We start from the raw sequence: 20,851 nt of genomic DNA on the forward strand, positions 1-20,851 counted from the left end.
CTTCAGACTCTGCGTCACTTGGATGCGTTCTGCGTGCGGCCGTAGTCGGGCTGCATCTCGAACGTCCGGAATTCCCGATTGACGTAGCGTCCGGCCGGGTCCTTTTCGACCACGCGCATGTAGACGTTCTGCACGAACTCGCGGGAAGCCGGGTCGATCTTCACGGGGCCTCGCGGACTTTCCCAGGAATGACCCTTGGCGCTGGCAAGCGCCTTGGCGCCGTCCCGCTTCCCATCGGTTGCCTTGACCATGTGATAGATCACATGCAGACCGTCATACGCGTTCGCAAGCTGGACGGTCGGAATGGCCTTGGGGGCAACCTCGCCAAGGGCCTTGATGACAGCGTTGTTCAGCGCAGAGTTGTGCGTTGCCGAATAGAACATGCCCGTCTCGATGCCGAGAAGATCCGGGCCGATCGCTCGCAGCTGGTCCTCATCGGTCTCGGCAGTGCCGAGAAAGCGCACGCCGGCCGTCCTCAATCCAGCCTCGTTGTATGCCTTGACCATCGCGTAGGTCGCAGGACCGCCTGGGGCAAAGACGTAGAGGGCATCGGGCTTGAGCGCCTTCACGCGCTGCATCAGGGGACCAAAGTCGGTTGTCTTCAACGGCGCACGGATGGCCTCGAGCAGCTTGCCTCCGCCGCCGACGAACGCCGTGGTGAAGGCCTTCTCGGCGTCGAGACCGGGACCAAAGTCGCTGACCAGCGTGACAACGTTCCTGACGTTCTTCTCCAGCGCGTACTTGGCCACAGGCACCGCCATCTGCGGCAAGGTGTATGAAGTGCGCAGCAGGAAGTCCGACTTGTCCAGAAGCGAGGACGTCGACGCGTTGAAGATCACGACCGGTACCTTCGCCTCCTGCGCGAGCGCAGCCACGGCCAAGGTGTCAGGAGTGAAATAGAGGCCGGCGATGTACTGGGCGCCTTCCTTGACAATCAGTTCCTGTGCCAGGGCCTTGGCTTGCGCGGGGTTGATCTCCGGAAGGTCGCGATAGATGACTTCGATCGTGTGCCCGCCCACGGTCGTGCCATTGAGCTTCTGGTATGCCTGGGTCGCACCCTCCCAGGTTTGCCCCACGGCTGAAAACGGTCCGGACATCGGAGCGATGACGCCAACCTTGATGACGTCGGCGCGCGCCTGAAAGGCAATCGTCGCGAGTGAAACCGCCAAGGCGGCAACGAATTTGAGGGTCATTCTTTTCTCCAAATGGTGGGGCGTGTCTGGTGCCGTGAGCACCAGGGGTTCGAACGAGGTGACGGACCTTCGAACGGGTATCAGACCGAGGCGCCGATTTCTGCCCTGGTGGTCGCTTCAAGGGCGACATCACGGGCCATCAAGGTCGCGTACTTCTGATTCATGTCGAACAGGTTGGCGTCGTGGGCCTGCAGCGACCGGTCCCCCACGCAGTCGGTGACGACGAGGGGGCGGAACCCATGGCACATGGCGTCGACCACACTGGCGCGGACACAGCCGCTGGTCGTGCAGCCGGCAATCAGGAGGGTCCGTGTGCCCCGCAGGGACAACCAGGCGGCCAGCGAGGTCCCAAAGAAAGCCGAGGGACTGGTCTTGCGCAGCACCAACTCCCCGGCCACCGGCTGCAGTTGGGGCACGATCTGGCTTTCGCTCGCATCCTCGCGCAGAGCAAGGATGGGGGGAACCTTGAGCGCGAAGATGTTGGCATCGGCGCCATCGTCCTGGTACACGACGCGCGTGTGCACGATCGACCATTGGCGCTGGCGCGCTTGGGCGAGAAGCCCGCGCGTGCATTCGATGGCGCTGGCGATGTTGCCGCCGCCAAACGTGAGCGGATCGGCGAAGCCATTGATGAAATCGATGATCAACAGGCCGTAGGGCGCCACGGGCGCCACGGCATTGCCGAATCCTTGCTTCTGGTAGATGTCTTGATCGAAGCTCATTGGAAAGCCTCGTCGATCACCTTGCCATCGCGAACCACGACGATGTCATCGAGTGCCACCGTGCAATTGCGCAGCGGAATATCGAGGTGACAAGGCGTGGTGCGCGAGCCGCCGGCCTCGTTGTTCGGCCCCAGAGAGAACAGGAAATTGCCTTCGAACGAGCGCGCGTCCTGGCCGGTCGTCGCCTCGCGGTCCATCAGCGACAGTGTGTGCCAGTAGCATCGTGGCTGCATCCCCCAGCCGATGTGCGCGATGGCGTAGGCCTCGGGGTCTTTGTAGGCTTCCATGAATTCGCGCAGCAGGGCGGCATCGACGTCACCTTCGATGCTGCGCACGAAACCGCCGCTCAGATTCATCGTGATCTTGTCCGAGACGTAGTTCTTCTGCGGCAGCAGGATGTCGCCGCGATCGATCACGATCGTGCCGTCGCTGCCGCCTTCGTTGGCGAAGGTAAAGAGGAAGCCGCTCGGCCAGTGGTCCCAGCGCCCGGGTTCCTCGCAGAAGCCGTACTCGCTGATGACCGGAAATTCGCCAAGCTGGAACGTCACATCCGTGCCGGTCGGCGACGTCACGTGCATCCTCTTGGCCTTCTTGAGCAGCTTCGATGCGTCCAGCACGCGCTTGCGATCGGCCTCGGTGGGCACCGCCCGCACCAGGACCTCCGGCGGCTCCACGGCCAGCAGGATCTTCGTTCCCGACTCCAGGATCTCCATCTGTTCGGGCGAGAACAGCAGCAGCATCAAGTCCAGGACGAGGTCACTGTTCTTCATCGCCGCCAGCGCGGCCGGGTTGTTGGTCAGGGGCGTTGCGCCCAGGTAGCTCATCAGGTCGCGGCTGGTGGCCTTCTCCGCGTTGATGGGTTGCAGCTCGATCCTGGTCACGATCGCGCCCGCGGCCTGCGCTGCAATCGTCGCTGTCTGGAGCGTCTGCGGGTGCGTGTGGGGGCCGCACAGAATGGAGACCGTCTGTCCGCGCTCCACTTTGCTGAGCTTGAGGACCTCGTCCCAGGCCTTGATCATCTGATAATCGCTGACTGCCATTTTTCGTCCTTTGGAGTGAAGTGTCAGAACTGCAGCAGCGCCAGGTCTTCCGGGCTGCCTAGCTTGAAGAGCCGGCGCGCATTGCCATGGCACACCTGTGCCCGCGTCTTGTCGTCGAGGGGGGCGTCTTCGATGAAAGTGCAGGCCTCGGCGGTTGACTCGTAGGGGTAATCCACCGAGAAGAGCACGGCCTGTGCCCCGAGCTCGCCAATGGCGCCCAGCAGGGCCGGTGCGGAGCACACACCTGACGTGGTGATCAGGATGTTGCTGCCGATGTACTCGCTGGGTTTGCGCGCCAACTTGATGCCGGATGGATACGCGGCGAAGCGGCTGTCCATGCGCCAGCGCTGGTACGGCAGGGCCTCCCCCATGTGGCCCAACACCAGGGTCAGGCGCGGGAATCGGTCGAACACCCCGCCGAACAGCAGGCGCAACGCATGGCCCGCTGTCTCCACGCCCCATCCCCATGCAGCGCCCTGGAGCACCGGCATGCCTTCCAGCAGAGCCGGTGCCTGGCTGAACGCGTTGGGATGCAGATAGATGGGCACCCCAAGCGCCTGCGCGCGCTCCCAGAACACGTCGAACGCGCCACCTTCGTAGTAGCGGCCCAGGGTATGGCCGTTGATCATCGCGCCTTTGAAGCCATATTCGACGACCGTGCGTTCCAGCTCCTTTGCTGCGGCGCTCGGATCCTGCATGGCCACGTGGGCAAAGGCACCGAAGCGTTGCGGATGACGCGACACGCGCTCGACAAGGAACTCGTTGTTCTCGCGCGCTCGGCGGATGGCGGTGTCACGATCGGCCTCGGCCTGTACACCAGGCATCGTTTGCGACAGCACGACGTACTCGATGTTCCCTGCGTCCATCTCCGCAAGGCGCTGATCATCGAAGTCGGTCAGCCTGGCGTCGAGCTTGGCGACGAATTCGGCGGGAAGCGCTCGCGTGTATGGGGCTGAGTACGCGTCGAAGCCGGGGGCCGAGAAGTGCTCTTCCAGTGCGATTTTTGGGGTTTGATTCATGGTCTTCCTAGGTGGCCTCAGACCGGGTACGCCAAGGCGGTGTCGAGAATTTCCGTGTCGTGGACCACTTCGCGGCTGGCAAGAAGCAGCCGGTCGCCTTCGCGCACGAAGCGGTCGTGATAGACCCCGGCGAGATGCACCGTGGATGGGCCCTCCACCAGGGTCTGCATCAGGATGAATGGCGTCTGCGAACTGATCGCGTTCCCCGTCTCTTGCAGTACGCGCGCAATCCCGAGTACATGCAGCATGTGTCGCGGCGCGAACATCTGCGAGTGCGCAACGGCAAGGGCGCGGTCAATGATCATGTCCAGACCCTCGCAGTAGATGAGTCCCACGGGCATGTTCAGAAGCGCGTTCTGGCGCGATGTCACGCGGTACGTCGCTTCCTCGCTGAAGAAGTCCGGCCAGCGTTCGACGTCGTTCGCATCCAGGGCAGCGCAGTACTCGACGTGAAACGACTCGATCTCGGCGCGTAACTCGGCTGCGCGTCGGGGCGAGATGGTGGCCTTGGCATAGGCGAGCCGCTCCTTCATGCTGCTTTCTCCGCGACACGGATGTCCATCACGTCCCGGTAGTACTGGTAGAGGGAGCGGATGCAGGACTCGGAGATGAGATTGCGTGCCGTGCCCTGGTGGCCGGCATCGAGCTTGACGACGTTGTTGTCCGTGGACGAGTTGCGCAGGCCTTCCTGCACGAACTTCAATGCCTCGTTGTCCTCAAGGCCCAGGAAGCCGGCCGGGCCCATCAGGTTGCCCTGACGAAGGCGGTGCCGTGTCATCTCCGGCGTGTCGTCCTCGTATCCGAACATCGTCCATTGCATCACCATGCTGTTCGGACCGTTCGGGATGATCTGGCGCACACCCATCGTGTTCATCTGGCGCTGAACGATGAGGTTCGGCCACATGGTCATCATGTTGGCGGACCAGGGCGACTTGAACTCCCGTACGTAGTCCAGGAACCGTTCGTCTCGCAACCGGAGGTTGTCGCTGAACGATCGCATCTGCGCCTTGTCGTCGTCGGCGACAGTGGCGTAGATCTCGTCCGGCTTGGCCGACGCCATGAAGCCATGGCGGCCATGCGCCTTGTCTGCAAACACGATCGACTTGATGCCGGGAACCAGCAGGCCAAACACCACGAGAAACGAATGCAGCAGCGTCGCGTGGTACGGGTCCTTGAGGTTCTCGTGGTACATCTTCCAGTTGCAGGGAAGCTCGTTGCGGCAGTAGCCCAGGATCTTGAGTTTCTTGCCCGAGAAGGGCACGTCGAACTCCTCGACGATCTCCTCGGTCATGTACTCTTCCAGGGGAGGGGTCTTGTCGGAGTAGGTGGCGAAGATCACGCCGTTGCGCGTGGCCACGCGCAACTGGCGGGTACCGTGGTCGGCGTTCTTGAAGTCCGCCGGCATGCCGCCGACCTTGTTGATGCCGCGCTTGAACGGAACGCCCTGCAGGTTTCCCTTGAGGTCGTAGGACCACTGGTGGTAGGGGCAGACGAACTCCTTCGTATTTCCCTGGCTGGAGCGACAGAACTCCGCGCCGCGATGGGCACAGCGGTTCTCGAAGACGGAGATCGTGTTGTCCTCCGCGCGAACGATCACGACTGCCGTGGCGCCGACGTAACCGCGCTTGTAGTCGCCCGGGTTGGGAATCTCCGCTTCCAGAGCGACAAAGTTCCAGGTGTCCCCCCGAAAGATGCGCTCGATCTCCTGGTCATAGTTCGCCTGGCTGGTGTAGATCCAGTCCGGGATGTTGTTCATGGCGTCCGCTGGCCAGACGCACTGTTCCAAGGGCGGATTCTTTCGGGCATTCGTGATGCCGATGACCGCCTGCGATTGATACATAAAAGCTCCTTAGCTTTGAGAGAGGTGGTTTAAGCCGTGAGCGCGGCATCGGCTTGCATCTGCTTGGCCCATGCACGCAGGTTGGTGGCGTCCAGTTGAAAGTCCTGCAACTGCACGGGCCGCCCACGTTCGAAGAGAGGGCGAACGGCTCGCAGATCGGCGCCTGCATTGATGGCGACGCCGTGCAATGGGACAGAACCCCGATGGCCGATCCACAGCGCCTTGTCATTGGCCGGGTCGCCGCGGCGCACATATTCGAGATCGCTGGCCGGCAGGCCCAGCATCTGGATGTTGTGTTTTCCCTGGTCGGTCCAGAACCATGGCACCACAGGTGCAGGAAGAGGCAGGCCCAGCATGGCAGCAGCGGCAGTGCGCCCCTGCTCGTTCGCGTTCTGCCAGGATTCGAGGCGCGTTGGCGCCGCCTGCCCGGGACGACGCTGGCTGGTGCAGTCGCCACATGCAAACACGTGTGCGTTGCTGGTGCGACAGGACGCGTCGACCAGAATGCCGCCACCTGCCGCGATCTCGAGTCCCGCATCCCGCGCCAGCGCGTCGTTCGGAGACAGGCCGATGGCGATGATCACCTCATCCACTTCAAGATCGCCGGTGCTGGTGCTCAGGCGCAACCGGCCGACTGGCAGTGAATGGACGCCGCTGCAGGAAGCGCCGAGCAGGAGCCTTGCGCCTGCTGCCCGTATTCGCGATTCAAGCCATGCCGACGCCTCCGGCGGCACAAAGCGATCGAGCACGGATGTGGCGCGTTCGAGTACCGTCACCGAAGCGCCTGCGGACAGCGCCGAGTTTGCGATTTCGAGTCCGAGGAATCCACCGCCCAGAATCGCGACTTGCGGCGTTCCTTGAAGGGCGGCTCGCAGCCTGCGCGCGTCATCCAGGGTGCGGATGTAGTGCACACCCGGGCGGCCGGCAGGGACGGATGCGAGCGTGACGGCCTCACCGCCGGTGGCGAGCAGGCAGATCTCGTACTCGAGCACTTGCCCGTCTGCAAGGCGAACATGCTGCTGCACAAGGTCCAGTGCAACCGCATTGCTGCCGCTGAGCAGGTCGATCTTGCTGCGCGTCCAGGATTCGTCCGTGAGGACGTCGAGCCGGGGGGCGTCGGGAGCCACCAAGACGGCCTTGGACAAAGGCGGGCGCTCATACGGTCTGTGGCGCTCCCGACCCAGCATCGTGATGCGCCCGCTGTAGCCATGCTCGCGCAGGGCGTGCGCCGCGACGGCCGCCGACTGACCCGCACCGACGATGACGATGCCGCGTGACGTCATTTGCCGGCAGGCGACAACACGTAGATGTGATCGCCCTCCCGCTTCACGGCATGGGTGCGCAGGTCCACGGTGGCCGGCGCACACATCGCTTTGCCTGTGCGAATGTCGAAGCGGCCTTGGTGCAAGGGGCATTCGACACAGCCGTCTTCCACGTAGCCCTCCGACAGCAGAGCCGTGGCATGGGTGCACATGCTGTCTGTGGCGAAAAACTCGTCGTCGATCCGGTACAGCGCAACACCGTAGCCAGCGACATTGACTGTCTTCGCTTCATCGTTGCTCAGCTCTTGCGCCGAGGCGACCTTGATCCAATCCATGGCTCCATCCAGTCGTTGAAAGATCCGAAATAAATACTCAGTGAACTGTCATATTAAGCGCATCGAATCGTCTTTTCAAGTGCGGGTTTGTACTTGTTGGCGCTGCACCAGAGTGGATAGAAAAGCGCCTGGACGACGGGCAAAAGAGTGTATTTGTGCTCTGGAATAGCACCACGTCGGTGAGTCCGGCGTGTCAGGGTTTTCATCAAGAAATGCTGTCTTCACACGCGGCATTAGCGGATCTATACTTCTGCACGTGTACTGTCATAAAATAGATGTGAGACATTGGATCACGGTCCGGAAGCCGCGATGCAGCATGGCGGGGTCCGGCACGTGGGCGTCTTCTTGATGTGAGCCGATCGTGTGGAGAAGCGCGCGCCGATGTCGCGTGGAAAGTTCCTGCTCATGGCCGCCATTCAAGCGGGTGTGGTCCGGTGTTTTCGAAGTCGCGCGCAGATCGGGGTGCGCCGTGGTCGAGGTCACGGCTTCACTCAGGGGCTTTCGATGGAGTCGGCGATGCGGCGGCGAACGCCAGGTACGCGGCACGAAGCACGAAGTGCCGCCACGGGCCAGTTTCGGACGGGTCATCTGTGCGCATGAATGAGCAGCGGCTGGGATCGCTGGGACAGTGCCGCCGTGCCGCACATCCTGTGCGGCGCGCCCGGGCAAATTAGTCAAGGAAAAGGAAACGCATGAACCAAGCAGACATTCCGGCGAGAGTGCTCAAGCGCGAGGGCATCGGAGCGCGGGTGCCTCGCAAGGAGGATGCGCGCCATATGGTGGGCAAAGGCAACTTCGTGGGCGACTTCGTGCTGCCGGGTCTGCAGGAGGTCGCGTTCCTGCGCAGTCCTCTGGCGCACGCCACCATCACGGGGGTCGAGATTCCGCAAGAGCTTGCAGGGAAGGTGTTCTTGCGCGAGATGATGCCGGATGCTGCGGACATCGGTTCGCCTTCTTCGCTGCCCACATACCAGTACTCAGCCTTGCCGCCGCTGGCTTCGGGCAAGGTCCGGCATGTGGGCGAGGCGGTCGCCATGGCTGTTGCGCCCACGCGTGCAGTGGCGGAAGACCTGCTCGAGGAGGTGCAGGTTTCCTATGACGAGCTTCCCGTCTACCACGGCGCCGAGTCTTCTCTTGCGGCGACGGGAGACTTCCTTCATCCCGGGTGGAAAGACAATGTCTTTCTCACGCTGCGGGCCAATCGCGACTTCGATGAACTTGCCGCGAAGGCGGAGGTGAAGGTCAGCCGCACCGTCGAACTCTCGCGTCAGTGCATCGTGCCGCTGGAGGGTAAGTCGGTGCTGGCCTACTGGGACTTCCAGGCCGATCAACTCGTGGTCGTCAGTGCGACGCAAGTCCCGCACCTGCTGCGCGTCGGTATCGCCCAGCACCTCTCGATGAACGAGGAAGCGGTACGCGTGGTGTCGCCCGACGTGGGAGGCGCCTTTGGCTACAAGGGGCAGTTGTACCCCGAGGATCTGTGCATTGCCTGGCTGGCCAAGACATACCGAACGCCGTTCCGCTATCTTGAGGATCGGCGCGAGCATCTGATCGTCGGTGCCAACACGCGGCAGCATCACTACCAGCTCACTGCCTATGCGGACCGCACGGGAAAGCTCCTCGCTTTGGACGCTGTCATCACCATCGACGGCGGCGCCTATTCCTACTATCCCTTCTTCGTCGGTCTGGAACCTGGCCAGGCGATCGGCAACCTGCCGGGCCCCTACACCTTCCGCGGCTATCGCTGCGAGACCCTGTGTGTCGCGACCAACAAGCCGGGCTTCATGGCCTACCGCGGCGTGGCGCGCACCGGCGTGTGCTTCGCGATCGAGCTCCTCATGGAGGCCGTGGCGCGTGAAGTGGGGCGAGAGCCATGGGAGGTCCGCATGGACAACCTGGTCCCGGCCGCTGCCATGCCCTACGTCAACGTGGCCAACAAGCACTTCGACAGCGGCGACTTTCCCGCGAGCCTGCGCCGCGCCGTGGAGATGATCGGACTCGCTGCAGTCCGTGAGCGGCAAGCCCGGGGAGAGCCGGATGGACGCCGGATCGGGTTCGGGACCGCAACCTACACGGAGCAGTCTGCCCACGGCACGACCGTTTTCGCCAACTGGGGGTTGCCGGTGGTGCCTGGCTTCGATCAGGCGGTTGTCAGGATGACCGCGGATGGTGGACTGGAAGTGCGCGTCGGCGTGCACTCGCATGGCCAAGGCATGGAGACCAGTTTTGCGCAGATCGCCAATGATGTACTTGGCATTCCTGTTGCCCGGATCCGGGTGGTGCATGGCGACACTGCGCTCACGCCCTTCTCCTCGGGGACCTACGCCTCTCGGGCCACCGTCATGTCAGGAGGCGCCATCTCGACCGCGTGCAAGGAACTGTTGCCTCGCATTCAGTCGATCGCCGGCTATCTCATGGGCGTGGACCCGCAGACCGTCGCATTGGTCGAGGGGTTTGCAGTCGCCGGGGAAAAGTCGATTCCGCTGTCCGAAGTGGGCGGTGCGTGGTATCTCACGCCACAGGACCTGCCTGAGAACGTTCATCTCGGTGGACTGGAGGTCTCGCGTGCGTACAAGCCCAGAGTCGACACAGGTACCTTTACGTATGCCACCCATGCGGTCGTTGTCGCTGTCGACACGCAGACGGGCGAGGTCGAGATCCTCGACTACGTCGTCGTCGAGGATTGCGGCACCATGGTCAATCCGATGATCGTGGAGGGCCAGACCATCGGGGGCATCGCGCAGGGCATCGGCACCGCGATGTATGAAGAAAGCCCATACGACGACCAAGGCCAGCCCCTGGCTTCCACTCTGGCCGACTACATCTTGCCTGGCGCCACGGAAGTGCCGCGCATCCGTATCGAGCATTTCGAGACACCTTCGCCTCACACCGAGTTCGGTGCCAAGGGCGTGGGGGAGGGGGGCGCAATAGCGCCGCCGGCGGTGATCTTCAACGCCGTGAACGACGCGTTGCGAGGCACGGGTGCTGCCGAGGTACTGATGACGCCCCTGACGCCGCGTCGCTTGCTCAAGGCCCTCGAAAGCGCGAAGCCGGAACAGGAGCTCGTCAAATGAAGGCGCCGAAATTTGCATACACCCGGGTCTTCGACGTGGATGAGGCGATCGAGGTGCTGGCCAAGGGCGGCGGCACGGCAAAGGCGATGAGCGGAAGCCAGTCCTTCGGTCCCATGCTCAACTTGAGACTGGCGCGACCGGCTCAAGTGGTCGACGTGGCCAATATCCCAACGCTGCGCGCTGTCAGTCGCAAGGGCGAGTGGGTCGAGATCGGCGCAGCCGTCACGCATGCCGAGATCGAGGATGGTGTGTACCCGCCGCTGGCGGCGCATCCCATGCGTCAGGTCGCAGGCGGGATCGCCTACCGCGCGATCCGTAGCCGCGGCACCGTCGGAGGTAGCTTGGCGCATGCAGATCCAGCAGCGGATTGGGTTGTGACGCTCGCTGCACTCTGTGCGCGCATTGTGATCAGGTCGCCGCGCGGCGAACGCACGATCGAGGCGGACGGCCTCATGCTCGGCGCTTATACAACGGTGCTCGAGGCTGACGAGTTGATCCTTGCCGTTCATGTGCCATCCGAGACGCCGGCCACGCGCTGGGGGTATCACAAGGTCTGCCGCAAACCTGGCGAATTTGCCGAGGCCAGTGCAGCGGTTTATTTCGATGTCTCGCGCAAGCGAGCACGCGTCGTTCTGGGGGCCGCGGACGGGCCACCGATCCTGCTGAATGACTTCGCGGCGGAAATTGCCAGCAGGGGCGCGCAGGCTGCGGGGCGTGAAAAGGTAAGCGCGGCCGTCGGCGCCGCTCTCCCTGATCGCGACGCCATCGACCGGAAGCTCTTCACGGCCTGCGTCGAGCGCGCACTCGAGCAGTCCGGTGTTTTTTCCAGCATCAAGCAAGCGGAGTAAGAAGACTTGGACCCCATCTCTATTCAGGTCAATGGCCGCGGCTACAGCCGGCACGCCGAGCCGCGGATGCATCTTGGCGACTTCCTGCGGGACGAGCTGCGCCTGACAGGAACCCACCTTGGCTGCGAGCATGGCGTCTGCGGCGCATGCACGGTGCTCGTCAACGGGCAACCGACGCGCTCGTGCATCACTTTCGCCGTCGCATGTGAGGGCCAGGAGATCACCACCATCGAGGGCTACGACGATGATGCAGTGATGCAAAGGCTGCGCCCGGCGTTCACGCGTCATCACGCACTGCAGTGTGGGTTCTGCACACCCGGAATGCTCACCACGGCGCGCGACATCGTGCTTCGTCTGCCCCACGCCGACGAGGCGCGCGTGCGCCTCGAGCTGTCCGGGAACCTGTGCCGTTGCACCGGATACCAGGGTATCGTGGACGCGATCCTGGATGTGCTGCAACAGCAGCGTGACACCCCCGACGCGCAAGTCGAAAACCTGCGGCAGACACTGAGCTTGCCGCGAACCATTGCACTGGGCCCGGTCACTACACCGAGCCGGGCGCAGCCGCCCGCGCGTTCGCCCGCCAAGCCGCCCACGGCGGATCCGGTGACTGCCGCGGAAATGGCGGAGGTCGATCCCGTCGCGATGGCCAAGGCCAAGGCCAAGGGCAACGCGATCGAAGTGCATTTCGATGTGCCCTATCCGGCGGATCAGGTGTGGGAGTTCATGGGCGACCTGCCTGCGGTTGCGTCCTGCTTGCCCGGTGCGACCATCGACTCGCACGAGGGAGAGAGGGTCAAGGGCACCATTGCGATCAAGTTCGGTCCGATGTCGGCGGCCTTCGCCGGTGCAGCGCGGCTGGAGCGTGACGATGCTGCCAGGTGCGCAGTCCTGCGAGGTGCCGGCCAGGACAGCCTGAGCAAGTCGCGCACCCAGGGAGACATCACCTATCGCCTGGAAGCACTGACGGCGGGCAACACTCGTGTCCACGTGGACATGATCTATGCCCTCCAGGGTCCACTCGCTCAATTCTCTCGCTCCGGACTTGTGAAGGATTTCGTGCGCCGCATGGTCGCGGACTTTGGAAAACAGATCACGCGAAGGCTGGGCGGTCAAACGGTTGCGTCCAATGAACCACAACCCACGGTTTCCGTCGCCGGGATGATGTGGAGCGTGCTCTGGAATCGCATCCGTAGCTGGTTTGGAAAGCCGCCGCAGCTCTGACATGGCTCGCTCCAGGAGAGGCAAGCGGCTCATGCGAGCGTTTCGATGGTTCTTTCAACGCAAGTTTGAACGTGATGCCGGCGTCACAGAGTTGGACGCGTGAATATTTTCGGAGTCTGAATGAGTTCCTTCCTTCTTGGCTATCACTTCCGTGCGAACGGGGTGCGGCTGCACCTCTTGCGCTATGGAGGGCAGGGTCCTCGACTGCTCCTGTTGCCCGGAATTACGAGTCCTGCCATTACCTGGGGCTTCGTCGCCGAACGATTGGCTCGGCACTTCGACGTCCATGTCCTTGACTTCCGGGGGCGCGGTCTGTCCTTCAGCGCGCCGGGGATGGTCGCGAGCCTTGATGCCATGGCGGCCGATGTGCTGGATCTGCTGAATGTCCTGGGATGGTCATCCGTGACGGTGCTGGGTCACTCAATGGGCGCTCGCGTGGCGATTCGCGCCGCGGCGCTCGATCCGAGACGCATGGCCAGGCTGCTGCTTGTCGATCCGCCAATGTCCGGCCCGGGCCGCCGACCTTATCCAGTCCCTCTGGCTTGGTATGTCGAGTCGATCCAAATGGCTGTCAAGGGCATCACGGCCGAAGAGCTTCGCCCCTATGCGCCCACGTGGACAGACGAACAATTGCGGCTGAGGGCCGAATGGCTCCATACGTGCAACCAGGATGCTGTTGTCCAGGCGCATGCTGGCTTCCATGAGGACGACATCCACGCCGATCTACCCAAACTGCGGACGCCTGGACTTCTGATGGCCGCGGGCCGAGGAGGGGTGATGCTGCCGGAAGACCTTGCCGAGATCGAGGCTCTCTCGCCTGGACTGTCGCAATGCACGGCCTTGAACGCCGGGCACATGATCCCGTGGGATGACGAGGAAGATTTTTATCGCTTGCTTGGTGATTACCTGAAGGTCGACCTGCGCTAGCGCAACCTGAAGCGCAGTTTGGTTTCCATTCACACTCAAGGGAGTCGATAAACTCGTCGGCTGACACCTTCAGCGATCTCGAGATGATGACAAAGCGTTCTCCCGCTCAGAAAAAGACGGTCGGCTCAGCCGATGTGGCAAAGCACCCGGTCCCAGAGCCTTTCAATCCATTGCGCCAGGTCATGTGGCGTCGCCCGGGTTTCCTCATCCGCAGGCTGACCCAGATCGGACAGGCGATCTTTTTCGATCTATGCAAGTCCGAAAGCATCACTCCGCTTCAGGTCGGCATGCTGACGGCGCTTTCGATGAACCCTTGGCTGGATCAGAAAGCGATCGGTCGAGAGCTTTCGCTGGACCGGACAACGACGGCGGAAGTGCTCAAACGTCTCGGTGACAAGGGGTTGGTCGAAACCCGCGTCAACCCGGATGATCGTCGATCAAGGCTTTCGGTGATCACCACGGATGGGCTCAACCTGATCAACGACTTGCAAGAAAGCATTCACCGCTCTCAAGAACTGCTGATCGAACCGCTGTCGCCAGAAGATCGCGTTGTCTTCATGAGGTTGCTTGCGCAACTCGTCGATGCGCATGAAAAGAAGGAAAAGGGAATTTGAGTCGTCTGATGGAGTTTTCGTCTTTCGGCGTCTGATGAATATGGGCCCACTGCTTTCTTTCGGCGTCCGTATCGCTTGCCCGCACGTAAGTTGTGTCAATTAAGTAATTTGGAACTGCTCTGGAAGCAGGATTGAGATGAGCTACACCGCCCCCCTCAAGGACATGCTGTTCGACATCGAGCACCTGGCCAACATCGGCGAGATCGCGAAGCTGCCGGGCTTCGAAGACGCCGGCCTAGAAACCGCGCAGGCCGTGCTGGAGGAATGCGCGCGCTTCAACCAGGATGTGGTCGCGCCCCTGAACGTGGCGGGCGACCGCAATCCCTCGTCGTTCAAGGACGGTGCCGTCACCACCACGCCGGGCTTCAAGGAGGCCTTTGCGCAGTACGTGTCGGGTGGCTGGCAGGGCCTTCAGCATCCGGCGGACTTCGGCGGCCAGGGCCTGCCCAAGACCATCGGCGCGGCCTGCGGCGAGATGCTCAACTCGGCCAACATGAGCTTCGCGCTGTGCCCGCTGCTGAGCGACGGCGCCATCGAGGCGCTGCTCACGGCCGGCTCCGACGAACTGAAGGCGGTGTACCTCGAAAAGCTCGTGAGCGGCCAGTGGACCGGCACGATGAACCTCACCGAGCCGCAGGCCGGCAGCGACCTGGCCATGGTGCGCAGCCGCGCCGAGCCGCAGCCCGACGGCACCTACAAGGTGTTCGGCACCAAGATCTTCATCACCTACGGCGAGCACGACATGGCGGAGAACATCGTGCACCTGGTGCTGGCGCGCGTCAGCGGCGCGCCCGAGGGCGTGAAGGGCATCAGCCTGTTCGTCGTGCCCAAGTTCCTCGTGAACAAGGACGGCTCGCTCGGGGAGCGCAACGACGTGCACTGCGTGAGCATCGAGCACAAGATGGGCATCAAGGCCTCGCCCACCGCCGTGCTCCAGTACGGCGACCATGGCGGTGCCGTCGGCTACCTCGTGGGCCAGGAGAACCGCGGCCTCGAGTACATGTTCATCATGATGAACTCGGCCCGCTACGCCGTGGGCATGCAGGGCATCGCGATTGCCGAGCGCGCTTACCAGCACGCTGTGGCCTACGCCAAGGACCGCGTGCAGAGCCGCCCGGTCGACGGTTCCATCAACGCCAGTGCGCCGATCATTCACCATCCGGATGTGAAGCGCATGCTGATGACGATGCGCGCCTGCACCGAAGGCTGCCGCGCGATGGCCAGCGTGGCCGCCGCCGCCTACGATGCAGCGCATCACCATCCCGACGCCGATGCGCGCAAGCAGAACCAGGCCTTCTACGAATTCATGGTGCCGCTCGTGAAGGGCTACAGCACCGAGATGAGCCTCGAAGTGACCTCGCTCGGCGTGCAGGTGCATGGCGGCATGGGCTTCATCGAGGAGACGGGCGCGGCGCAGTACTACCGGGACGCGAAGATCCTCACGATCTACGAAGGCACCACCGCGATCCAGGCCAACGACCTCGTGGGCCGCAAGACCGCGCGCGACGGCGGCCGGACTGCGAAGGCCATCGCGGCACAAATAGAGAAGACCGAGGCCGAACTCGCCAAGAGCGACAGCCCCGCGGCCGTTGCGGTGCTCAAGCGCCTGACGGCCGCGCGCCTGGCGTTCCTCGAGGTGGTCGACTTCGTCGCGGGCCAGACCAAGGCTTCGCCCAACGCCGTGTTCGCAGGCAGCGTGCCCTACCTGATGCTCGCGGGCAACCTCGTGGCCGGCTGGCAGCTTGCGCGCTCGCTGATCATTGCGCAGGACCTTGCCTCGCGCAGCTTCGATACCGACTTCATGCTGGCGAAGATCGCCACCGCGCGCTTCTATGCCGAGCACATCCTCAACAAGGTGCCGGGCATGCGCGACAGCATCGTCGACGGCGCCGAGAGCGTCACCGCACTGGCGCTCGAGGCGTTTTGAATAGGCAAGATGTTGCCCTCGTCTCACCTTGACCCGTATATGCGGTCGAGGACGCCTTGCGCTCGGCCCGTGCCTCGGCGACGGCGTTGGGTGCAACCTTGGTGATGAAGCTTGCCGAGTCGTCGCCAATGACCGCACTGGGCTTGGTGATTGCTGCTTCCCAATTGCTTTCCATCGCGATGTTTGCGGCTTTGCGTCCGCGACGCGTCGGCGCAATGAAATAGGTTGGGCTTCGCAGCTTCGTGCGGGGCGTGAGGACTTGCAGTCTCTGAAAGGGCGACGAGCGGAAGCAAGCGGACGGATCGAGTTTGCCCAGCATGCCGACGAACGTCCGCTCAAATTTCAGGAATCCAAAAATCGTTGGGCATCCCTCCGCTGCGCGGATTCCTCGCACGGCAAATTTCTCGGGCCTGCCGGTCCTCCACTGGCGTTGCGGCCTGCGGTGCGGCGCGCCCGGCACCTTGCCTGACCGGATCACGCCAAGGCCGCGATCTGGTCGCGCAGCAAGGGCGGTGACATGGATACCGTAGCTTCACGGTAGCCAATTCCAGGGCCTACGGCAATTGCACGACTGATGCGGGACGGCCGTCTGGCGCAGACTGCAGGCAATTGCCAGTCCAGGAGCTCGCCATGGATCGCTGCCCCGTTGCCCGTGCTTGCGCTTCGCACGAAGCCCCCGCCCGTCCGACTGCATCCCTGCGCATCGAGGATCTACCCGGGCCGCGCGGTTGGCCCTGGATCGGCAATGCGCTCCAGCTGGAATCGAACGCCACGCACCGGACCCTGGAGGCCTGGCAGGCCCGGTATGGCGACCGTTACCGCTTTCGGGTCGGCAGCCGCACCTTCGTCGTGATCAGCGATCCCGACGCCATCCGGACCGTGCTGCGCGATCGTCCGGAGGGGTTTCAGCGCTCCAAGCGCCTGGTCGACGTGTTCAGCGAGATGGGGCCGCCCGGTCTGTTCGCGAGCAACGGCGACGCGTGGATCGCGCAGCGCTCGCTGGTGATGCGGGCCTTTGACCCCGCGCACCTGCGCGGCTACTTCCCGACGATGGTGCAGGTGACGGGCCGCCTGCTTGAGCGCTGGCGGCGGGCCGCAGCACGCCGCGAGGAGATCGACTTGCTGGCCGACCTCACGCGGTACACGGTGGACGTCGTCGCGGGCCTGGCCCTGGGCATTGACATCAATACCATCGAAGAAAGCGGACCGACGGTCCAGGCGCACCTGGACGCGGTGTTCCCGACCGTCCAGCGACGCCTCTCCGCGCTCTTCCCTTACTGGCGCTACCTGAAGCTTCCCGCCGACCGCGCCTTCGATCGCCATGCACGCGAACTCGATCGGATGGTGACGGGCCTGATCGCCGAGGCGCGTCAGCGCTTGGCCGACGAACCGGACCGGCGCGAGCATCCGACGAACCTTATCGAGTCCCTGGTCTGCGCGCGCGATCATGAGGGGAGCCGGTTCACTGATCGCGATGTCGCCGGCAACGTCCTCACCATTTTGCTGGCCGGTGAGGACACCACCGCCCATTCCCTCGCCTGGATGGTCCGGCTGCTCGCGCGCGAGCCCGGCGCCTGGCAGCGGGCGCATGAGGAGGTGAAGCAGGCGGTCGGTGATGCTTCGTTCCCGAGCGCCTACGCACAGATCGAGCAGCTCGGATACTTGGATGCCTGCGCGCACGAGACCATGCGGCTCAAGCCGGTCGCGCCGGTGCAGGGGCACCAGGCTGTGCAACCCACGGTGGTGGACGGCATCGAGATTCCCGCGGGGACAGTCGTGATGTGCCTGGTCCGGCCGGCCGCGGTCGACGTGCACCGCTGGCCGGACGCGGCGCGCTTCGCTCCGGAGCGCTGGCTGCAGGACGCAGCGCATGAAGCGAACGCTGTCCAGGGCGCGTCGATCCGGCGCATAAGCGTGCCGTTCGGCGGCGGTCCCCGCATCTGTCCGGGTCGCCAGCTCGCCCTGCTGGAGATTCGCATGGCCGCAGCCATGCTGCTGCGCAACTTCCGCGTCGAGGAGCTCGATGCACCACAGGAGCGCGACGGCGAGCACTTTGCGTTCACGATGCGCCCGCGCTCGCTGCGGGTGCGGCTCGCGCCGCTGGACTGACGGGGGCGCATTCCCGCGCGTCCGGCCGCGTTGGCGAGCGGAGTCCTGCCGGAGCCATTCTGGTCGGTAATATGTCGCTATTTGCGGCGTACGACCTGCCATGCATTGGGTTCCGGACATCAGCTTCTGCAGCAGTCGTGATGGCACCCGCTTGGCCAGGGCCACGTATGGCGCCGGACCACGCACGGTGGTCATGGCCACACTGCACGTTGGCGACCACCTCGATGCCCCGTCGATCGGCTCGCGCCACTGGCTGGAACTGCTGGCGCCGCATGCAAGGCTCGTGCGCTATGAGCCGAGGGGCTGCGGCCTGTCCGCGGGCAGCTTCGTCGGGCCCCTGAGCCTGGAGACCTGCGTTGAGGACATGGCGGCCGTCGTGAATGCGGCATCCGATGGGCCCGTGGCACTGGTGTCACTCACGCACGGGGCGCTGCCCGTCATCGCCTTTGCGGCGCTGCATCCGGAGCGTGTGGAGCGCATCGTGGTGCTGGACGGCTACGCGCGCGGACGGATGCGGCGCAACGCCGGGCCGGAGCTGGACCGTGAATCCCAGGCGATTGCCGAAACGATGCAGGTGGCCTACGGCACCGATCTCGCCTACAGCGTGCCATTCCGGCGGGCATTGCTCTCACGCCTCGTTCCGCAGGCCAATGACGAGCAGCTCATCGAACTCGATCGGGCGTCGATCTCGCGGATGACCTCGGCGATCGCGGCGCGGTACACCCGGTTCTCGTTCGAAGCCGATGTGTCGGACCTTGCGTGCCGCATCGCCTGCCCAGCGCTCGTCTTGCATGCGAGGCAGGACCCTGTGGTGCCCTTCGCCGAAGGCAGTCACCTGGCGGCGCTGATTCCTGGTGCGCGATTCATGCCGCTGGAGGGCTGCCTGCATCTGCCGCTCGCGGGCGATCCCGAGTGGCCGCGCATCTCGAGCGTGATCCATTCGTTTCTGGGGTTTGCCTCTGCTCCGGTGGGAATCGGGGCAACGGTCGACGGCGCGGGCGCACCAGCGCCACGGCTGACGCCGCGGCAGCGGGAAGTGCTGCGCCTGGTCGGGCAGGGCCACACTGACAAGGAGATCGCGCGGGTGATGGGACTGAGCCACCGCACCGTCGAGATGCATGTCCGGCACTCGCTGGCGGCGCTCGATTGCCGGTCTCGGGCCGAGGGCGTGCGTGTCGCACTTCAGCGTGGCCTGCTCGGGGATGCGTCTGCGGCTTCGTGACGCCGCTGGCGGCTCGGCTGAGAGCCTATGGCCTGCTTACGTTTCGTCGCCGAGCCGATTTCACAAGGGTCGCGTGACGAATACCGGCAGCCCCAGTTGGTCGGCGAGCGGCTCGACCAGGTCTGCGTCTGGCCGGAATCAACGTGCGGCAGGCTCTTCGAGCGTGATCGGCTTGATGGGAGAGCAGATCCGGTAGTGACCGACCTCGGCCGGAGAGACGCCGCGCTCATGTGCGATGACCTCGGTGGCGGTGAGGCCGCAAAGGCGGCCCTGGCAGGGGCCCATGCCGCAGCGCGTGAAGGCTTTGCCCTGGCTCGGCCCCAGGCAGCCCAGGGCAACCGATCGGCGCAGTTCGCCGGCCGTGACTTCCTGGCAGCGGCAGGCAATCACGTCGTCGGCCGGCACGCGATGCTGGAGCCTTTGATCTCCGTTGTCGCGATGCCGTAGATGCAGGGCAGGGTTCGGCGCGTCGCAGGCGCGGCCTAGAAATCAGCGACCTTGACCCATGCTGAGTCGCTGAACCGCTCGGGCCGGTACGGTATGGGATCGACGATCGGTTTGGCACCGGTGGCAAGGTCCGCGACAAGGTGGCCGGCGCCGGGGCCGATGCCAAAGCCGTGTCCGGAAAAGCCCGCGGCCAGGATGAAGCCCGGCATGCCCGGCACTTCGCCGATGCCGGGCACACCGTCCGGCGTGCTGTCGACGAAGCCAGCCCAGGCGTGCGTGATCCTTGCTTCGCGCAGTTCGGGCAGGAGCTCGACGGCGCGTCGGTGGGTCTCCCTGATCGTGGACAAACATGGCTTCGGATCGAGGATGCGCACCCGCTCCATCGGCGTCGGCGCATCGAGTCGCCACCGCCCCAGCGTTTCGTGGCCACCGCGAATGCCTTCCAGGCCCCCCGGAAGAAGGTTGCGCCAGCGCTTGGCGAACATGGGCACGAATTGCGGGGCGAAGCGCATGAACTGGGGTGTCACGTCCACGCGTGCGCGGCCGCTGATGGCCAGTGCGTAGCGTCCGTCGTTGCGGCGCGTCACGGAGACGCCTGAGGTAAACAGGGCATCCGGAAGGCGGTGCTCCACGGGGGACACGCTGAGGATGGATTGCCGGATCGAGGCCTGCGGAAAACGGATGCCGAGTTGGCGGCAGAACGAGGAGGCCCACGCGCCCCCGGCCAGCACGGCCGTCCTGGTCCTGATGACCCCGGCTTCGGTGATGACGCCGCTGACCCGCCCGCCTTCCGTCTCGATGCCGCGGGCCGCGCAGTTCTGGTTGACGCTGCCGCCAAGCTTGATGAGCGCAGCGGCCACGGCGGGCGCAGCCTTGCCAGGATCAGCGGTGCCGTCGCTGGGCGAGAAGACGCCGCCTTTCCAGGCGCGGCCGGTCGCTCGGCCGCGGGGGGGGGGCGCGCGGCGGCCCCGCCCCGGGGGGGCCCCCCCCGGCGGGGTGGGCAAAAAGGCCCCGGTGGGCCCAACGGGCAGCGCGGGCGCGGGGGGTG

The 20,851-nt window shown here is 64.3% G+C and carries 17 protein-coding genes and 2 pseudogenes; 8 read left to right on the plus strand and 11 right to left on the minus strand.

Features of this window, described 5'->3' with window-relative positions; genetic code table 11:
• Positions 1 to 14: 14 nt before the first annotated feature.
• The 9 genes from ACCC97_RS20365 to ACCC97_RS20405 form a co-directional block, all read right to left on the minus strand.
• A complete protein-coding gene (locus tag ACCC97_RS20365) occupies positions 15 to 1,193 on the minus strand; it encodes an ABC transporter substrate-binding protein (RefSeq protein ID WP_413334697.1) in 1,179 nt (392 codons plus the stop codon).
• Between the two features lie 80 nt (positions 1,194 to 1,273).
• The gene (locus tag ACCC97_RS20370; protein ID WP_413334699.1) at positions 1,274 to 1,915 is read right to left on the minus strand and encodes an isochorismatase family protein; all 642 of its coding nucleotides are present in this window, start codon (positions 1,913 to 1,915) and stop codon (positions 1,274 to 1,276) included.
• The gene (locus ACCC97_RS20375; RefSeq protein ID WP_413334702.1) at positions 1,912 to 2,955 is read right to left on the minus strand and encodes a 2,5-dihydroxypyridine 5,6-dioxygenase; all 1,044 of its coding nucleotides are present in this window, start codon (positions 2,953 to 2,955) and stop codon (positions 1,912 to 1,914) included. The genes ACCC97_RS20370 and ACCC97_RS20375 overlap by 4 nt, the downstream gene beginning before the upstream one ends.
• Before the next feature lie 23 nt (positions 2,956 to 2,978).
• Positions 2,979 to 3,974 carry an amidohydrolase family protein gene (locus tag ACCC97_RS20380; RefSeq protein WP_413334704.1) on the minus strand — a complete coding sequence of 332 codons (996 nt, stop codon included), beginning with the start codon at positions 3,972 to 3,974 and terminating at the stop codon, positions 2,979 to 2,981.
• Between the two features lie 17 nt (positions 3,975 to 3,991).
• Positions 3,992 to 4,507, minus strand: a complete 516-nt coding sequence (locus ACCC97_RS20385; protein WP_145746279.1) for an aromatic-ring-hydroxylating dioxygenase subunit beta — start codon at positions 4,505 to 4,507, stop codon at positions 3,992 to 3,994.
• A complete protein-coding gene (locus ACCC97_RS20390; protein ID WP_413334706.1) occupies positions 4,504 to 5,814 on the minus strand; it encodes an aromatic ring-hydroxylating oxygenase subunit alpha in 1,311 nt (436 codons plus the stop codon). Before ACCC97_RS20390 ends, ACCC97_RS20385 begins: the two co-directional genes overlap by 4 nt.
• Before the next feature lie 29 nt (positions 5,815 to 5,843).
• Positions 5,844 to 7,097: an NAD(P)/FAD-dependent oxidoreductase gene (locus tag ACCC97_RS20395; protein WP_413334708.1), complete on the minus strand. Its 1,254-nt coding sequence runs from the start codon at positions 7,095 to 7,097 to the stop codon at positions 5,844 to 5,846.
• Positions 7,094 to 7,411: a non-heme iron oxygenase ferredoxin subunit gene (locus ACCC97_RS20400; protein ID WP_369651413.1), complete on the minus strand. Its 318-nt coding sequence runs from the start codon at positions 7,409 to 7,411 to the stop codon at positions 7,094 to 7,096. Before ACCC97_RS20400 ends, ACCC97_RS20395 begins: the two co-directional genes overlap by 4 nt.
• A gap of 264 nt (positions 7,412 to 7,675) precedes the next feature.
• A complete protein-coding gene (locus ACCC97_RS20405) occupies positions 7,676 to 7,894 on the minus strand; it encodes a hypothetical protein (RefSeq protein ID WP_413334710.1) in 219 nt (72 codons plus the stop codon).
• A 209-nt stretch (positions 7,895 to 8,103) separates the two neighbouring features.
• Here ACCC97_RS20405 and ACCC97_RS20410 point away from each other — a divergent pair, with 209 nt between their 5' ends.
• The 8 genes from ACCC97_RS20410 (at position 8,104) to ACCC97_RS20445 (ending at position 19,356) form a co-directional block, all read left to right on the plus strand.
• Positions 8,104 to 10,485 carry a xanthine dehydrogenase family protein molybdopterin-binding subunit gene (locus tag ACCC97_RS20410; protein ID WP_413334713.1) on the plus strand — a complete coding sequence of 794 codons (2,382 nt, stop codon included), beginning with the start codon at positions 8,104 to 8,106 and terminating at the stop codon, positions 10,483 to 10,485.
• Positions 10,482 to 11,333, plus strand: a complete 852-nt coding sequence (locus ACCC97_RS20415; protein WP_413334716.1) for an FAD binding domain-containing protein — start codon at positions 10,482 to 10,484, stop codon at positions 11,331 to 11,333. The genes ACCC97_RS20410 and ACCC97_RS20415 overlap by 4 nt, the downstream gene beginning before the upstream one ends.
• A gap of 66 nt (positions 11,334 to 11,399) precedes the next feature.
• Positions 11,400 to 12,557 (plus strand): xanthine dehydrogenase family Fe-S subunit, encoded by a 1,158-nt coding sequence (locus ACCC97_RS20420; protein WP_413334732.1) that lies wholly within the window; start codon positions 11,400 to 11,402, stop codon positions 12,555 to 12,557.
• 120 nt (positions 12,558 to 12,677) lie between these two features.
• Entirely contained in the window at positions 12,678 to 13,484 is an 807-nt protein-coding gene (locus ACCC97_RS20425; RefSeq protein ID WP_413334719.1) for an alpha/beta fold hydrolase, read from the plus strand.
• Positions 13,485 to 13,567: 83 nt separating this feature from the next.
• Positions 13,568 to 14,098: a MarR family winged helix-turn-helix transcriptional regulator gene (locus tag ACCC97_RS20430; RefSeq protein WP_413334721.1), complete on the plus strand. Its 531-nt coding sequence runs from the start codon at positions 13,568 to 13,570 to the stop codon at positions 14,096 to 14,098.
• Between the two features lie 136 nt (positions 14,099 to 14,234).
• The gene (locus ACCC97_RS20435; RefSeq protein WP_413334724.1) at positions 14,235 to 16,025 is read left to right on the plus strand and encodes an acyl-CoA dehydrogenase; all 1,791 of its coding nucleotides are present in this window, start codon (positions 14,235 to 14,237) and stop codon (positions 16,023 to 16,025) included.
• 630 nt (positions 16,026 to 16,655) lie between these two features.
• Positions 16,656 to 18,134, plus strand: a complete 1,479-nt coding sequence (locus ACCC97_RS20440; protein ID WP_413334727.1) for a cytochrome P450 — start codon at positions 16,656 to 16,658, stop codon at positions 18,132 to 18,134.
• Positions 18,135 to 18,327: 193 nt separating this feature from the next.
• Positions 18,328 to 19,356 (plus strand): alpha/beta fold hydrolase, encoded by a 1,029-nt coding sequence (locus ACCC97_RS20445; RefSeq protein WP_413334730.1) that lies wholly within the window; start codon positions 18,328 to 18,330, stop codon positions 19,354 to 19,356.
• 138 nt (positions 19,357 to 19,494) lie between these two features.
• Here the strand turns inward: ACCC97_RS20445 and ACCC97_RS20450 are convergent.
• Positions 19,495 to 19,767 (minus strand): annotated as a pseudogene (locus ACCC97_RS20450) (FAD/NAD(P)-binding oxidoreductase); the annotation flags it as partial.
• Between the two features lie 71 nt (positions 19,768 to 19,838).
• Positions 19,839 to 20,851: pseudogene (locus ACCC97_RS20455) on the minus strand (NAD(P)/FAD-dependent oxidoreductase); the annotation flags it as partial.

Origin of the sequence: Variovorax sp. Varisp85 (assembly GCF_047304045.1) — a bacterium.
GTDB lineage: Bacteria > Pseudomonadota > Gammaproteobacteria > Burkholderiales > Burkholderiaceae_C > Variovorax.

Excerpts from the sequence above, each read along its gene's own strand:
- ACCC97_RS20365 (WP_413334697.1), bottom strand. The coding sequence starts at position 1,193 with ATGACCCTCAAATTCGTTGCCGCCTTGGCGGTTTCACTCGCGACGATT.
- ACCC97_RS20370 (WP_413334699.1), bottom strand. The coding sequence starts at position 1,915 with ATGAGCTTCGATCAAGACATCTACCAGAAGCAAGGATTCGGCAATGCC.
- ACCC97_RS20375 (WP_413334702.1), bottom strand. The coding sequence starts at position 2,955 with ATGGCAGTCAGCGATTATCAGATGATCAAGGCCTGGGACGAGGTCCTC.
- ACCC97_RS20380 (WP_413334704.1), bottom strand. The coding sequence starts at position 3,974 with ATGAATCAAACCCCAAAAATCGCACTGGAAGAGCACTTCTCGGCCCCC.
- ACCC97_RS20385 (WP_145746279.1), bottom strand. The coding sequence starts at position 4,507 with ATGAAGGAGCGGCTCGCCTATGCCAAGGCCACCATCTCGCCCCGACGC.
- ACCC97_RS20390 (WP_413334706.1), bottom strand. The coding sequence starts at position 5,814 with ATGTATCAATCGCAGGCGGTCATCGGCATCACGAATGCCCGAAAGAAT.
- ACCC97_RS20395 (WP_413334708.1), bottom strand. The coding sequence starts at position 7,097 with ATGACGTCACGCGGCATCGTCATCGTCGGTGCGGGTCAGTCGGCGGCC.
- ACCC97_RS20400 (WP_369651413.1), bottom strand. The coding sequence starts at position 7,411 with ATGGATTGGATCAAGGTCGCCTCGGCGCAAGAGCTGAGCAACGATGAA.
- ACCC97_RS20410 (WP_413334713.1), top strand. The coding sequence starts at position 8,104 with ATGAACCAAGCAGACATTCCGGCGAGAGTGCTCAAGCGCGAGGGCATC.
- ACCC97_RS20415 (WP_413334716.1), top strand. The coding sequence starts at position 10,482 with ATGAAGGCGCCGAAATTTGCATACACCCGGGTCTTCGACGTGGATGAG.
- ACCC97_RS20420 (WP_413334732.1), top strand. The coding sequence starts at position 11,400 with ATGCATCTTGGCGACTTCCTGCGGGACGAGCTGCGCCTGACAGGAACC.
- ACCC97_RS20425 (WP_413334719.1), top strand. The coding sequence starts at position 12,678 with ATGAGTTCCTTCCTTCTTGGCTATCACTTCCGTGCGAACGGGGTGCGG.
- ACCC97_RS20430 (WP_413334721.1), top strand. The coding sequence starts at position 13,568 with ATGATGACAAAGCGTTCTCCCGCTCAGAAAAAGACGGTCGGCTCAGCC.
- ACCC97_RS20435 (WP_413334724.1), top strand. The coding sequence starts at position 14,235 with ATGAGCTACACCGCCCCCCTCAAGGACATGCTGTTCGACATCGAGCAC.
- ACCC97_RS20440 (WP_413334727.1), top strand. The coding sequence starts at position 16,656 with ATGGATCGCTGCCCCGTTGCCCGTGCTTGCGCTTCGCACGAAGCCCCC.
- ACCC97_RS20445 (WP_413334730.1), top strand. The coding sequence starts at position 18,328 with ATGGCCACACTGCACGTTGGCGACCACCTCGATGCCCCGTCGATCGGC.